This window comes from Pseudomonas sp. CMR5c, from assembly GCF_003850545.1.
In the GTDB taxonomy this organism is placed as follows: Bacteria; Pseudomonadota; Gammaproteobacteria; order Pseudomonadales; family Pseudomonadaceae; genus Aquipseudomonas; species Aquipseudomonas piscis.
On the sequence record NZ_CP027705.1, the window covers coordinates 3,123,382 to 3,138,066 of the forward strand.

12 protein-coding genes are annotated in these 14,685 nt (G+C 62.3%); 8 read left to right on the forward strand and 4 right to left on the reverse strand.

Annotated features, from left to right (window positions below; all coding sequences use genetic code 11):
* Window positions 1-47: 47 nt before the first annotated feature.
* A complete protein-coding gene (locus C4K40_RS14450) occupies window positions 48-1,250 on the forward strand; it encodes an MFS transporter (protein ID WP_053129510.1) in 1,203 nt (400 codons plus the stop codon).
* On the opposite strand, the gene C4K40_RS14455 is transcribed toward C4K40_RS14450, so the two are convergent.
* From C4K40_RS14455 to C4K40_RS14470, 4 genes are all read right to left on the reverse strand, one after another.
* Window positions 1,226-2,011: a type 1 glutamine amidotransferase domain-containing protein gene (locus tag C4K40_RS14455; protein ID WP_053129513.1), complete on the reverse strand. Its 786-nt coding sequence runs from the start codon at window positions 2,009-2,011 to the stop codon at window positions 1,226-1,228. The genes C4K40_RS14450 and C4K40_RS14455 overlap by 25 nt on opposite strands.
* A gap of 169 nt (window positions 2,012-2,180) precedes the next feature.
* A complete protein-coding gene (locus tag C4K40_RS14460) occupies window positions 2,181-3,020 on the reverse strand; it encodes a metal-dependent hydrolase (RefSeq protein ID WP_022644321.1) in 840 nt (279 codons plus the stop codon).
* A gap of 33 nt (window positions 3,021-3,053) precedes the next feature.
* A complete protein-coding gene (locus C4K40_RS14465; protein ID WP_022644322.1) occupies window positions 3,054-3,953 on the reverse strand; it encodes an SDR family oxidoreductase in 900 nt (299 codons plus the stop codon).
* Window positions 3,940-5,508, reverse strand: a complete 1,569-nt coding sequence (locus tag C4K40_RS14470; protein WP_053129516.1) for an NAD(P)/FAD-dependent oxidoreductase — start codon at window positions 5,506-5,508, stop codon at window positions 3,940-3,942. The genes C4K40_RS14465 and C4K40_RS14470 overlap by 14 nt, the downstream gene beginning before the upstream one ends.
* Window positions 5,509-5,768: 260 nt before the next feature.
* On the opposite strand from C4K40_RS14470, the gene C4K40_RS14475 reads away from it, so the two are divergent.
* From C4K40_RS14475 to C4K40_RS14505, 7 genes are all read left to right on the forward strand, one after another.
* Window positions 5,769-6,764 carry an alpha/beta fold hydrolase gene (locus tag C4K40_RS14475; protein ID WP_053129519.1) on the forward strand — a complete coding sequence of 332 codons (996 nt, stop codon included), beginning with the start codon at window positions 5,769-5,771 and terminating at the stop codon, window positions 6,762-6,764.
* A gap of 289 nt (window positions 6,765-7,053) precedes the next feature.
* Complete coding sequence (locus tag C4K40_RS14480; protein ID WP_053129520.1) at window positions 7,054-8,331, forward strand: alkane 1-monooxygenase; 1,278 nt, start codon at window positions 7,054-7,056, stop codon at window positions 8,329-8,331.
* A 157-nt stretch (window positions 8,332-8,488) separates the two neighbouring features.
* Window positions 8,489-8,980, forward strand: coding sequence for an alkane oxidation protein activator PraA (gene praA / locus C4K40_RS14485; RefSeq protein ID WP_022644327.1), 492 nt, complete (start codon window positions 8,489-8,491; stop codon window positions 8,978-8,980).
* A 134-nt stretch (window positions 8,981-9,114) separates the two neighbouring features.
* Entirely contained in the window at window positions 9,115-9,603 is a 489-nt protein-coding gene (gene praB / locus C4K40_RS14490) for an alkane oxidation protein activator PraB (protein WP_053129522.1), read from the forward strand.
* A 199-nt stretch (window positions 9,604-9,802) separates the two neighbouring features.
* Complete coding sequence (praB, locus tag C4K40_RS14495; protein ID WP_124421312.1) at window positions 9,803-10,288, forward strand: alkane oxidation protein activator PraB; 486 nt, start codon at window positions 9,803-9,805, stop codon at window positions 10,286-10,288.
* Window positions 10,289-10,409: 121 nt separating this feature from the next.
* Window positions 10,410-11,858 (forward strand): outer membrane protein transport protein, encoded by a 1,449-nt coding sequence (locus tag C4K40_RS14500; protein WP_053129524.1) that lies wholly within the window; start codon window positions 10,410-10,412, stop codon window positions 11,856-11,858.
* 267 nt (window positions 11,859-12,125) lie between these two features.
* Window positions 12,126-14,675: an acyl-CoA dehydrogenase gene (locus tag C4K40_RS14505; protein ID WP_053129526.1), complete on the forward strand. Its 2,550-nt coding sequence runs from the start codon at window positions 12,126-12,128 to the stop codon at window positions 14,673-14,675.
* The last annotated feature ends 10 nt before the right edge of the window (window positions 14,676-14,685 follow it).

A 14,685-nucleotide genomic window follows, 5' to 3' on the forward strand; every position in this document is an offset into this window, starting at 1 on the left:
CTGTGCCTGGCGGCGCTTTGTTCTCTTCCTGCGTGAGTACCTTGCGGATGACTATCCACCCACCTGTGCCGGCCGTTGCCAGCCGGCTGCCGGTCTGGCGCCTGCTGGCCCTGACCCTGGCCGGCTTCATCGCCATCGTTACCGAGACCCTGCCTGCCGGGCTACTGCCCCAGATCAGCACTGGCCTGGCCATCGACCCGGCCATGGCCGGGCAGTTGATCAGCGTCTATGCCCTGGGCTCGGTGGTGGCGGCCATTCCGTTGATCGCCGCGACCCGCAGCTGGCGGCGCCGACCATTGCTACTGCTGGCTATCGGCGGCTTGCTGTTGTGCAACAGTCTCACGGCGCTTTCGACTCATTACGGCTTGACCCTGGCCGTGCGGTTCGCCGCCGGCATGGCCGCAGGGCTGATCTGGGGTTTGTTGGCCGGTTACGCTCGGCGCCTGGTGGTCCCGGCGTTGCAGGGGCGGGCCCTGGCGGTGGTCGGGGTGGGCCAGCCGCTGGCCCTGTGCCTGGGCGTGCCGCTGGGCACCTGGCTGGGAGGCTGGATGGACTGGCAACTGGTGTTCTGGGGCTTGTCGCTGTTGGCCCTGGGACTGTGGGTCTGGGTACGCCTGGCGGTGCCCGATCATCCCGGCCAGCAGGCCGAACGACGCCAACCGGTGCTGGAGATTTTCCTGGCCCCGGGGATTGTCCAGGCGCTGCTGGTGATCTTCGCCTGGATCCTGGCCCACAACATTCTCTACACCTACATCGCCCCATTCCTCGAATCCCTGGGGCTGGCCGGCGCCCTGGACCGGGCTTTGTTGCTGTTCGGCCTGGCCTCGCTGCTGGGCATCTGGGGCACCGGGCTGCTGGTGGACCGCTGGTTGCGCGGGCTGGCCCTGTGCAGCCTGGCCGGCTTCGCCCTGGCGTCGTTGCTCCTGGGGATCGGCGCCGAACAGCCGTGGTTGGTGTGGCCGGCCATCGTCGCCTGGGGCTTGAGCTTCGGGGGCGCGCCGACCCTGCTGCAGACGGCGGTGGCGGATGCTGCCGGGGAGGGCGCCGAGGTAGCCCAGTCGATGCTGGTGACCATCTTCAACCTGGGGATCGCCGGCGGCGGTGTGGTGGGCGGCCTGTTGCTGCAACGCCATGGTGCGGGGTCGTTCCCCTGGGCGATGGCGGCGCTGGCCGTGGTAGGGCTGGTGCTGGTCTGGAGTGCCCATCGGCATGCCTTCAAGCCCGGTCAGCGGCTGGCCTGCAGCGGCTGAGGCGCGGCCGCGCACGCTTGCTGCAACAGCCTCACCCACTCGTTGGCGAAACGGTGGCAATCCCCAGGCCAGCGGGCGGTCAGCAGGTTGCCGTCACGGACCACGAAACCGCGCTCGGGATGCTCCGCCGAGTCGCGCCGGGGTAGCAGCGGGCCGCGCAGGAAGTCCGCCGGGCTGGCCAGCACCGCCCTGATCTCCTGCTCGACGCATTGGTCGTAGGTACGGTAGTAGCGGCCCAGCCATGGCGCGGTGACGATCCAGGCCATCAGCTCCATGGGGCCGGCCAGCAAGGCGGTGACCTTGCGTCCGTAGAGCACCGAGCGTCCGCTTTGCGGATCGATGCAGCGGGCCAGGGCCAGGGGGCCATGGCAGACCGCTGCCACCGGTCTGTCGGCCTGGAAGAACGCCAGGATGATTCGCCGTACCTGCTCCGACTCCAGCAGGCTGCGCATGCCCCGGGCATGACCGCCGGGGATCAGCAGCCCTTCGAACGCCTGCGGGTCGACCTCGGCATACCCCAGGGGGCTGCGAAAGGCCGGGTCACAGGTCATCTGCCGGTAGTGCTCGAGATCTGCCGCGCGGGTCATCAACACGGGATTTAGCGGGCCGAAACCTATGCTTACCAGTCGTGCATCGGCATAGGCCGGCATTCCCAGGGGCGTGGCGAAGCAGGCCTCGAAGCCGGCGGCGCGGGCGGCCTGCCAGGGCAGGCTGCTTTCGGTGGGGTCGTAACCCAGGTGGGGCAGCAAGATCAGGAACATGGCGCAGGCTCGCGGCACACAAGGTCCGCTGCAGATTAGCAGGCGGCTGGCGGGGCGTAGCTGGATGCCGGCCGGTGCCTTGCATCAAGGTTGTCCGGTGGCTGGCCGGATGAGTGCCGGCAGCCATGGCGCTGCCGGCGGATTGTCGATCGAGGGTGCTTGGCCCACGTCACTTGGTCGCTGCGGCGCGAGTCTGCTGGATGTCCTGCACCAGGCCATCGATGCGTTGCAGCTGGTGGCGGTTGTCATGGTCCCAGGGGTGAAAGCCCGGCTTGAAGTACTGCAGCCAGGGCAGGGCGATCCGTGGGAACACGCCCTTGGGGCCGTACAGGTACTTGATCACCTGCCACATTCCGCGCCAGTGGCCGCCGCGCTTGCGATCGGCGATCAGCATGCGCACATGGAAATCGAACACCACCAGCCAGAAGGTCAGGGTGGTGAACAGCATGGTGCCGGTACGTATCAGGTAGCGCTTGGGTCCTGGCTTGAGCACGGTGTTCCACACGTCATAGGCCACCGCCTTGTGCTCGGTTTCCTCGAGGGCGTGCCATTGCCACATCTGCCGGTAGCCTTCGACCGAAGCGCCGAAACGGCTGGGGTCGCGCAGCAGCAGGTCGGCGAGGATCGCCGTGTAGTGCTCCAGGGCGATGGTCAGGGCCAGGTTGAACGCCGGTGCGAAGTGCTTCTTCTGGAAGTCGAGGATCATCCGCAGCCTTCGGTCCAGCAGGTGGGCCGGCAAGCCGGCGTCCTGCAGCAGGTCGTTGTAGTGCTGGTGTTCGCGGCTGTGCATGGCCTCCTGGCCGATGAAACCCTGGATCTGGCGCTTGAGTTCGGGGTCGTGGATGCGCTCGCGATAGTGGCGCACGCTGTCCATGAAGAACAGCTCGCCGGAAGGAAACAGCAGGGACAGGGCATTGAAGAAATGGGTCACGTGGCTGCCTTGTTCATGCCAGTCGCAGATGCGCTCGGCAGGCAGTTCGACCTTGATGTCGCGGCGGATGGGCAGCATGGCTGTCGCTCCTCTAGACATGGCAAGGGCGGCCTAGAGGCCGCGCTCGTCCTGGGGTTCGTAGACTGGCGCGTGCTGTTTGCCAGGCTTGGGCGCCATGCGCCGGCTGGCCCACACCACCAGGGCCTGGTAGGCGCTGGGCAGCAGGCGGATGAACAGGTCGAGAAAATGCGCATCGCGGCCGATCAGCACCCGGCGCTTGTTCTTGCGCACGCCCAGCAGGATCACCTTGGCCGCGGTTTCTGCCGAGGTGATGAACAGTTTCTCGAAGTCGTCGCGGGCCTGTTGTTCGTTGTCGATCAAGAACCCCTTGACGTTGTCGCTGATGCGGCTGGTGCGTGCGATCTCGGTACGGATGCCGCCTGGATGCACGCAGGTGGCCGAGACCCCGTTGCCCTGCAGGTCCAGTTCCTGGCGCAGGGACTCGGTAAAGCCGCGCACGGCGAATTTGGTGGCGTTGTAGCCGCTCATGCCCGGTTGCGAGAACAACCCGAACACGCTGGAGGTGTTGATGATGTGACCTTCGCCCGCCTGCTTGAGGTAGGGCAGGAAGGCCTGGGTGCCGTGCACCACGCCCCAGAAATTGACGTCGACGATCCACTCCAGGTCCGCCAGGCTCGAGCCTTCGACGGTGCTCGACAGGGCCACGCCGGCGTTGTTGAAGATCAGGTTGATCTGGCCATGCTCGGCGGCGCTGGCGGCAGCCCAGGCGAACATCGCGTCACGGTCGCCGACGTCCAGTTCCTGGCTGCTGATGCGCAACGGCAACAAGGTGGCGGCGCGGGCCTGGGCCACGGTCTGGGCCAGGCCCTGGGGGTTCTTGTCGGCCAGGGCCAGGTGGCAGCCTTCCCGGGCCAGGGCTATGGCCAGGGCACGGCCCATGCCTGAGGCGGCGCCGGTGATGGCGGCGACTTTACCGTTAAAGTTCTTCATGGGTGGCGGCCTCTTGCAGGTTCAGTGGGCGCGCGACGACCGGCGCGCTGGCGACAGCGGCAGCCGGCAGGCGGCTGGCCAGGTAGTCCTGCAGCTCAAAGTGCTGCACGGCCTTGCGAAAGCTCAAGGTGGAACCGGGCCAGAGCGTGGTGTTCTGCCCGCTGCGCGGGTCCAGATACCAGCTGCGGCAACCGCCGGTGGACCAGATCGCTCCGGCCAGGCGTTGCTGCAGGCGCTGGTTGTACTGGCGCTCGACGTCGGCCTTGACCTCAAGGGTGCCGATGCCTTCCTGGCGCATCCGTTCCAGGGCCTTGAGGATGTAGTCCACCTGGGCCTCGATCATCAGGATCATCGAGTTATGCCCCAGCCCGGTGTTGGGGCCGATGATCATGAACAGGTTGGGGAAGCCCGGCAGGCAGGTGCCCAGGTAGGCATGGGCCCCGCGGGACCAGTAGTCCATCACGTCCTGGCCACGACGGCCGAAGAGCAGGCCATGGGGCAGCGGGTCGGTGGCCTGGAAGCCGGTGCCGAAGATGATGCAGTCCACCGGATGGCGATTGCCGTCGGCGGTGACCACGGCATCGGCCTCGATCCGCTGGATGGCATCGCTGACCACGCCGACGTTGCCCCGGGACAGCGCCGGGTAGTAGTCGTTGGAAATCAGGATGCGCTTGCAGCCGATGGTGTAGTCGGGGGTCAGGCGCTGGCGCAGCAATGGGTCGGGCACTTGCTTGCGCAAGTGGCGCAGGGCTACGCGTTGCACCACCTTCATCAGTCTGGGACGCCGGGCGAAGGCGATCACCCGGCTTTCCAGGGCCCAGTACAGCGCCGAACGCGCCAGGCGCTGGGTGAAGGGCAGGTGCTTGAAGGCCCAGCGCTCCAGGGCGCCGAGCTCCCGGTCAGGCTTGGGCATGATCCACGGTGGGGTGCGCTGGAACAGCTTGAGCTGGGCCACCCGCGGGGCGATCTTGGGCACGAACTGGATCGCGCTGGCCCCGGTGCCGATCACGGCCACCCGCTTGCCTTGCAGAGAATAGCGATGGTCCCACTGCTGGGAGTGGAAGCGCTTGCCGGTGAAGTTCTCCAGCCCAGGGATGTCCGGGATCGACGGGCGCGACAGGCCGCCCATGCCGGACACCAGGACCCGTGCGCTGACCCGGCGGCCATTGCTGAAGCGCAGTTGCCAACGCTCGCGATCCTCATCGAAGACTGCCTGCTCAAGGGCCATGTCGAAACGCAGATAGGGGGCCAGGGCGAAATCCCGGGCGCAGTTCTCCAGGTATTCGCGGATTTCCGGTTGCGGGGCGAATTGCCGGGTCCAGTTCGGATTGGGGGCGAAGGAGAAGGAATAGACATGGGATTGCACGTCGCAGGCGCAGCCGGGGTAGTGGTTGTCGCGCCAGGTGCCGCCCAGGGCGGCGGCCTGTTCGGCGACGAAGAAATCCTCGATGCCGGCTTGCTTGAGCTTGATCGCCATGCACAGTCCGGCGAAGCCGGCGCCGATGATGGCGATATCGACGATCTCGGGGTCATCGGGTGGCGAGTACGCATTCATTGTGTGTACCTCGATTGTATTGACGCTTGGGGTGACTTTCGTCCGTGGATGAAAACTCAGGATTGCACAATTTAAAATAATGTTTTAAAAATTAATTTAAATAAATCACCTGCAAATGTCACCTGCGCTCGTCGCCTGTGGATTTACGGGGCTCTTCCGCAAGCGGAACGAAGCGCCACAGGCGGCACCAGGCCAGGCCGGCAAGCCAGCCGGATCATTCCGATCCGGTCATGGTGCGGGGCAGCTCGAGGGGGCGAGTCATGGAATGGCTGATAGCGGCGGCGATATTCCTGGTAGTCAGCGTGGTGCTCTGGGTGGTGAGTTTTCGCATCGACCGCCGGATCGAAAGCCAAGTGCCGATCAATGGGCGTTTCCTCGAAGTCGGTGGCGAGCGCCTGCACTACACCGATGAGGGCAGGGGGCCCGCCTTGCTGATGATCCACGGCCTGTCCGGGTGTGGACGCAACCTGACTCATTCCCTGGCGCCGCAGTTGCGTGACCGCTACCGGGTGATCACCCTGGATCGGCCAGGTTCCGGTTATTCCACCCGTAGTCGCGGGGCGCCGGCGGACCTGCCGGCCCAGGCCAGCCTGGTCGCCAAGTTCATTCGCGCCCTGGATTTGAACCAGCCCCTGGTGCTCGGGCACTCACTGGGCGGCGCTATCGCCTTGTCCCTGGCGTTGAACCATCCGCAGTCGGTGTCCGGACTGGTCCTGGTCGCGCCGCTCACCCACCCCCAACGCATGCTGCCCCTGGTGTTCCTGTCCCTGGGGGTGCGCCCGGCGCTGTTGCGCCGCTGGATGTCGCTGACGCTGGCGGCACCCATGGCCATGCTCGGTCGGCACAAGCTGGTCAAGGCGGTATTCGCCCCGGACTCGGTGCCCGAAGATTTCGACGTGCGCGGCGGCGGCTTGCTGGGCATGCGCTCGAACAACTTCTACAACGCTTCCAGCGAGATCGCCGTGGTCAACCGGGACTTGCCCGACATGGTCAAGCATTACCCGAGTCTGAAGCTGCCGGTGGGCTTGATCTACGGCTCCAGGGACCCGGTGCTCAGCTATCGCCGACATGGTGAGGCCATGGTCGGCAAGGTGCCGGGATTGATGCTGGAAATCGTTCAGGGGCGTGGGCACATGTTGCCCATCAGCGCCGTGGAGCACGTGGTGGCGATGGTCCATCAGGTAGCTTCCCAGGCCGCGCCACAACGCAGCGCCACGGTGCTGCATCCGCCGTTCGCGGCTTCACGGGCAGGCTAGGGGCGTGATGCGGGGTGCTTTCGGTACCTGGCGACGACTCTGGCAGCAGTTGTAACTGCTTTACGGGCGACATTCAAAACAGACTGAAAAAATAGTTGACGAGCTATCGAATCCGCGCTATTTATTTTAAAAAATGTTTTGAATGTTTTTTTTGAAAGTGCAATTGAGTGGTTAAAATAATGAAAATACCGCCATTTCACGCTTCATCTTCATTCATTCACGCTTCGGACAGCGCTGATGCGCTTTCCTTTATAGCATCCTTGTCGACTGCCATCCTGCGGAGGCTGCCATGAATATTTCAGTGGCGGCACCTCAAGTCTGGACCGATGGCAAGCGTCATCTGTGGTGGCTGGGTACCTTGCCCATGATCACCCCCTTGTTGTCCGGAGTGTTCGCGCTCCTCACTGGCGTCCAGCTCTCCTGGTGGATCGGTGTACTGGTAATTTTCGGCCTGATTCCCCTGATCGACGGGCTGATCGGCGAAGACACCAGTAACCCGCCTGAGTCCGCCGTTCCGGACCTGGAAAAACAACCCTACTACCGTTTTATCGTCTACAGCTGCGCCGTGCTCTCGGTGCTGTCCCTGGTCGTCACCGCCTGGATGGCGGTCCACGGGGTGGACTGGGTCATGGCCGGCGGCCTGGTCCAGTTGAGTGAACAGCTGCAGTTGCAGGGCGGTCTGGCGAACTTCGCGGCATTCGTCACCGAGCGTTCGCAGCTGCATGGCAGCGTGACCTGGTTCACCTATATAGGCATGGCCATGTCCACTGGCGCGGCCACCGGCATCGCCATCAACATCGCCCATGAACTGGGACACAAGAACCTGCCGATGGCCAAGTTCCTGGCCAAGCTGGCCCTGGCTTCGACCTTCTATGGACACTTCTTCGTCGAGCACAACCGCGGGCACCACGTTCGCGTAGCAACGCCGGAAGATCCCGCCAGCTCACGCCTGGGTGAATCGTTCTGGAGCTTCCTGCCGCGCACCGTATGGTTCAGCCTGCGCTCGGCCTGGCACCTGGAGAGCGAGCGGCTGCGCAAGCAGGGCCTGCCAACCCTGCACTGGAAAAACACCGTACTCAGTTCCTGGGCGTACAGCGCGGTGCTGTGGGGCGTATTGATCGCCTGGCTCGGTGTCGCGGTGATTCCCTTCCTGGTGATCCAGGGCATCTACGGTTTCTCCCTGCTGGAGGTGGTGAACTACGTGGAGCACTACGGCCTGCTGCGCCAGAAACAGGCCAACGGTCGCTACGAGCGCTGCTCGCCACGTCACTCCTGGAACAGCAACCGGATCGTCACCAACATCTTCCTGTTCCAACTGCAGCGGCACTCGGACCACCATGCCAACCCGACCCGTGCGTACCAGGCCCTGCGCCACTTCGACGAGTCCCCCCAGTTGCCCTACGGCTACGCCACCATGATCGTCTGGGCCTATGTGCCGTTCCTCTGGCGCCGGCTGATGGATCATCGGGTGCTGGCCCACTACTCGGGGGACGTGCGACTGGCCAACATCCACCCGGCCAAGCGCGCCGAGATTCTCAAGCGTTACGGCTTCAACGCAACCGATTGAGATACCGCTCTTTAGCTTTACTGCTCACCGCCTCAAGTGCTCGTGAATAGGTTGTGTTCGCCTGTGATTCGGCCCCTTGAGTGGTGAGCAAAGCAAGACAGAAGTCCTTAAACACGTTGACCGACAACAACAATAAGCAACTGTAAGGAAGTCACGGATGTCTATCTCACCGCTATTCGCAGCCCGTCTGTTCGTTGTCCTGGTGGGGGTGTCGCTGATGGGTGCCGCCGAGGCCGCGCGTATCGAGCCGGCCAATACGCCGTTCACCGCCAAGGGCCCCATCAGTTTCGCCAAGAGCATCATCAACGCCGACTGCACCATCCAGGTCAGCGGCAAGGTCAGCGCCGACGGCAGCTATGCCAGCGTCGAGCAAGTGGATTTCAGCGGCGGACTCAAATGTGGCCAGGTCGAAGCCACGCACTTGCCCTGGAAACTGGTCGCCAAGGATGAAACCAGCGGCGCCATGTCAGGTATCCGAGTCACGGTGCACGCACCCCTGGTGGGGGGCGAGTGCGGGCCGAGCACCGCCGAAGGTAGCTGGAACAACAGCACCGGCAAGCTCGAGGCGACCCAGGTCAGCCTCGACGGCGGTTGCACCATCAAGACCGTATCGATCCAGATGCCGCCCACGTTCCGGGTCGCGCCCTGAGTCGACGGTGTACCTATAAAACGAATTGAAGATTTGGCTGGAAAGGGAAGCTCGGTCGTTGTTCTCCGCGTCGTCTCGTTCAGGGCCATTAACCCCCGGCGAATAAATCGCCATACATGTGAGGAAAAACAACAATGAAAGGCATCAAAACTCTCGTGTCCGCTACTGCCATCGCTGTCTGCTTGGGCGCGGCATCCATGGCCAACGCTGCAACCATCGTTCCTGAAGGCGGTTTCACCACCTCCGCCGGTACGATCGTAGTGAAATCGCCTTCTTCGTTTGGGGCTCCAGTGACCTGCGGCATTACCTTCTCCGGTAACGTCAGCGGTGGTGTTGCTACCATCACCGGTGCCAGCCTCACTGGCGGCGGCCTGTGCGGCCTGCCAAAACTGAAGAACATCCCATCGCCAGGCTGGGTACTGACTGCCAATGACCTGACCAATGGCACCGTGACCAACGTTGGTTTCACTGTTGCGTTCCCAGCCAGTAACTGCGGCGCCAGCACCATCGCAGTGAAGTGGGACCCAGCTACCAAGACCATCAGCGCCAACAACCAGGCTCTCAGCGGCAACTGCAGCGTGGATTCCCTGGCTGTCCAGGCTCCAGGCTTGAGCGTGCAGTAACGCTGTTACTCCGTAAGTGTTGATCACCCTGTAAAGACAGGCGCTCCTTTATGGAGCGCCTGTTGGAATAGAAGTGTCGAAGTGACAGCTAAGTTTTTTGACGCGAAGATTAAAAGTGCTTGCTCTGATTAAGATCTAATTATTTTAGGTTTTTTACTTTGTTGGAGTGGCTTTTTTGATTATATGTGGAAGGGTGATAATGAAAGAAGTCAAGGGTTCGAGGCTTGCTGCGATTGTAGGCGCTTATCTTGGGATAATATCTATGGCCAATGCGGCAAGTATTGTTCCTGGAGGCTCTTTCATCTCTCATGGTGAAATGGTAGTAACTACTCCTTCAAGCACTGGAGCCCTTTTAACTTGTAAGGTTACAGTCGTTGGCGACGTGCAGGGCGAAATAGCGGCTATTAGCCAGTTCTCTGTAAGTGGCGGTCCGATGTGCTCCATGATCAAAATGAAAAGTGTTCCTCTACCTGGCTTGGTATGGAAAGTCGATGGGCTAATCAACGGTACCATGAGCAATTTTGGTTTTAGCACAAGCTTTCCTATAAATAACTGTGGGCCCAGCAGCATTTCAGTATTGTGGATCTCTCAAGAACGTGCTCTCAGGGCCTCTAGCCAAAGTCTCAGTGGAGGCTGCAGCTTGATCTCTCTGAAGCTTGATCTTCCAAGTTTGAATGTGCAGTAATAAAAATCTAGTAATAATTAAATAAGGATTAAAGCAGGTGTTCCACTCTGGAGTTCCTGTTGGAGTGAATGTGGAAAGTCTGAAATAACCGGCTGTAGTCGATAATAAAAAGGAGTGGGGCATGAATAATAAGAAACACAAGATCCACGCAGCCATTAGTTTGGCACTGCTAGGGGGCTTGATCGGCTCGGGCACGGTACAGGCGGGTGGTTTCTCGACTCCTACCTATGGTGCACCGGGTTGGGGGCGTGCATTCGGTGGTGGTTCGTTATTCAAGAACGATCCCAGTGCGGCCTTCAACAACCCGGCGGCCATGGCCTTTATCGATCAGAACGTTGCACAACTGACGGTCGACTACGCCCGCATCAAGATGAAGTACAAAGGCGATGCTTATGACTACCAGGGCAATCCGGCCAGTACCATAGCCGTGGATCCGGATGGCCAAGCCGTGGGTGGGCCTGTTCCTCTGACTGGCAATGGTGGGCAAGGCGGTTTCACTGCCTGGCTGCCTACCGGCTTCATGGTGATGCCGATCAATGACAGGTTCGCTTTCGGTCTCAGCCAGGTTGTTCCCATGGGCATGCGCAGTACCTGGGACGAAAACAATTCCAAGATCCGTGACTTCGCCGTCGATACCAAGATCGAGACCGTCGGATTGACCGGTTCGCTGTCGTTCAAGGTCAATGACACTTTCTCCCTGGGGGCTGGGGTCATCGTCCAGCACAGCAAGGGTTTTGTCAGTCAGAACCTCAACCTGACGGCTTCCGCTTCGGTATCTCCCGGGTTAGGGGGCAACCCGCTGCCGTCAGGGCTGGGTTCGAACCTGATGCGGGTCAAAGTGGATAACAACTCGGTGGGCTGGTTCACCGGCGTCGTTTGGAAACCCACGGATCGCGATACCTTGGGCTTGAACTACCACGCCAAGATCAAGAACAAGATGGAAGGGAAGTACAACATCTACGCCGACGCCCAGGGACGCGGATTCACCACCATGCCGCTAGGGCCCAATGGCGAGACGCTGGTAGAGATGGCCTATCCTGGCCTGAAGCTCAATCCGGATGGCGCCAACGCCACGGCCAAGCTGGACATCCCGGCTACCCTCGGCCTGGATTGGGTACACGTGTTCGATGATCGTTTCACCATGGGCGCCAGTATGCTCTGGACCGAATGGTCGTCGTTCGAGGACCTGACCCTCAAATCCCACGGCAATACCCTGGTATCGATCCCTTACAAGTACAAGAACACGATGATGTACTCGCTGGGTGGTGACTATCGGTTAACCGATGAGCTGACTCTGCGTGCCGGTGTGGCCTATGACCAGACGCCTACCCGTAACTCGACCCGTGACCCACGTATTCCGGACAACGATCGCTGGTTCACGTCACTGGGTTTTGGCTACGACATCAAGGCCATTCCCGGCCTGACCATCGATGGCGCCTACTCGCGGCAATTCGTCAAGGAAGCCAGGATCAAGACCCAGAACGTGGATCGTCTCGGTGCCTCGCGATTGGACGGCAAAGTCAACGCCAAGGGTGAGGTGGTCAGCCTGTCCGCGACCTATCACTTCTAAGGGCTGACCCCGCAAGACACAACGGCAGCGCCAAGGAATTGCGCTGCTGTCGTTGACTGAACGGGCCGTTCCAGGGCCCGTTTTCATTCATTTTTTCAACCCCCAGGCTGACTCCGTTCGGCCATTTCGTTTTGCTGAAATTCGTTAAATAAAAATTTCAAAATAAAATTTGAAACGCGCTTGGTTCCTTTGTAGTGTGGTTTCCGAGGGGCCGGCACAACGCCCGGGCTCCAAGGAGCTGTCTCGTTAGAACAAGAGAGGTATTCCATGATTGTCTGGTTATTGGTGGGAGTTGCCGCGGCGCTGGCCCTGGCGTATCGACAGGCGAGCGCGGCCCTGTGGCTGGGCGCCGGCCTGGTGTGGCTGGCGGCTGGTCATCTGCTGAGCCTGGTGGGCACCCTGGGCCTGGCCCTGGGCGTGTTGCTGGTGGTGCTGCCGGCGGCCCTGATGACGGTCAAGCCCCTGCGCCGCGTCTTGCTCACCAGCAAGGCCCTGGCGATGTTTCGCAAGATCATGCCGGCCATGTCCGATACCGAACGCGCAGCCATCGAGTCCGGCACCGTGTGGTGGGATGCCGAGCTGTTCAGCGGCAAGCCTGACTGGAAGCGCCTGCTGGGCGCCGCGCCGGCCAGCCTGAGCGCCGAGGAACAGGCGTTCATGGACAACGAAGTGGAAACCCTGTGCGACATGGCCAACGACTGGGAAACCACCCAGGTCTGGCAGGACCTGTCGCCCAAGGCCTGGCAGTACACCAAGGAAGCCGGCTTCCTGGGGATGATCATTCCCAAGCAGTACGGCGGCAAAGGTTTCTCCCACTATGCCCATTCCCAGGTGGTGATGAAGCTTTCCACCCGCTGCTCGGCAGCGGCGATTTCGGTCATGGTGCCCAACTCCCTGGGCCCGGCCGAGCTGCTGCTGCACTACGGCACCGAGGCCCAGCGCCAGCACTACCTGCCGCGCCTGGCCCGTGGCGAAGACATTCCATGCTTTGCCCTGACCAGCCCCTATGCCGGTTCCGACGCCGGGGCCATCCCCGATACCGGCGTGGTCTGCAAGGGCCAGTTCGAGGGCCAGGAAGTGCTGGGCTTTCGTGTCACCTGGGACAAGCGCTACATCACCCTGGGGCCGATCGCCACCGTGCTGGGCCTGGCTTTTCGCGCCGAAGACCCGGACGGTCTGCTGGGCAAGAGGGGCAGCCTGGGCATCACCTGCGCACTGATTCCCACCACCCATCCGGGAGTGAATACCGGACGTCGGCATTGGCCTCTGAACGCGGTGTTCCAGAACGGCCCGACCACCGGTAAGGATGTGTTCATTCCCCTGGAGTGGGTGATTGGCGGCGCGGCGCAGGTAGGCAACGGCTGGCGCATGCTGATGGAGTGCCTGGCCGCCGGACGGGCGATTTCCCTGCCGTCGTCCAACGTCGGCCTGGGCAAGGTCGCGGTCCGTGGCACCACCGCCTATGCGGCGATGCGCAAGCAGTTCGGCTTGCCCATCGGCAAGTTCGAGGGCGTCCAGGCGCCCCTGGCGCGCATGTCCGGGCACCTGTATGCCTGTGACTCGGTGCGCCGGGTATCGGTGGCGTCCCTGGATGCCGGCGAGAAACCCTCGGTGATCTCGGCCATCGCCAAATACCATGTCACCGAGCGCGCGCGGATCATCGTCAACGATGGTATGGATATCGTCGCCGGCAAGGGTATCTGCATGGGGCCCAACAACTTCCTGGCCCGTGCCTATCAGCAGAGCCCGATCGCCATCACCGTGGAAGGCGCGAACATCATGACCCGCTGCCTGATCATCTATGGCCAGGGGCTGATCCGTTGCCATCCTTACGTCTTTCGCGAGATGGAGGCGGCCCGCGATACCGGGCGCAAGGGCCTGGAAGCGTTCGACAGCGCCATGTTCGGCCATATCAGCTTCGTCTTCGCCAACACCGTGCGTGCTGCCGTGCATGCGGTTACCGGCGGGCGCCTGATCAAGACCCCGGGCAACACCGACAAGGCCCTGGCGCCTTACTACCGCCAGGTCGAGCGCCTGTCGGTGGTGCTGGCCCTGGCTTCGGACATCTCCATGGGCGTGTTGGGCGGCGCGCTCAAGCGCAAGGAAAGCATCACCGGGCGTTTGGGCGACATTCTCTCCCAGTTGTACATCCTGTCCTGCGTGTTCAAGCGCTTCGAGGACGATGGCCGGCCCCAGGCCGATCTGCCCCTGGTGCACTGGGCTGCCCAGGACGCGCTGCTGCGAGCTCATGAAGCCCTGGCCGAAGTGCTGGAAAACTACCCGTCCAAGGCGGCGGCGCGGATCATTCGCGGCCTGAGCTTCCCGTTCGGCATTCCCCAGCACAAACCCAGCGACCGCCTGCTGGCGGAAGTCGCCGAACTGGTACAGACCCCGGGCGCGACCCGCGACCGCCTGCTGGCCGATTCCTATATCCCGCAACCGGACATCGACAAGCTGGCCTACGGCGAACTGGCGTTCCGCCTGCAACCGCAGGTGGAGCTGATCGAGGCGCGACTCAAGCCGGCGATCAAGCAGGGCACCCTGGGGCCGCTGCCGATCTCCCGCACGGCCTTCGACGTTTGGCGAGTACAGGCTCTGGAGCTGCAGTTGATCAGCCAGGACGAGGATGAGTTGCTCGACCGCTACGTAGAGTACGGCGACCACGCGATCCAGGTGGACGACTTCCCGCAGGACTTCGGTTTGCTGGAGGCCTTGCAGCAGCGCCAGGCGCACTTCGAGCAGGGCGCCAAGCCAGCCTCGCGCAAACGCAGCGCCAGCAGCGAAGACGCGGTGGCGGCCAGCGATTCGGCCTATTGACCCTCTACTG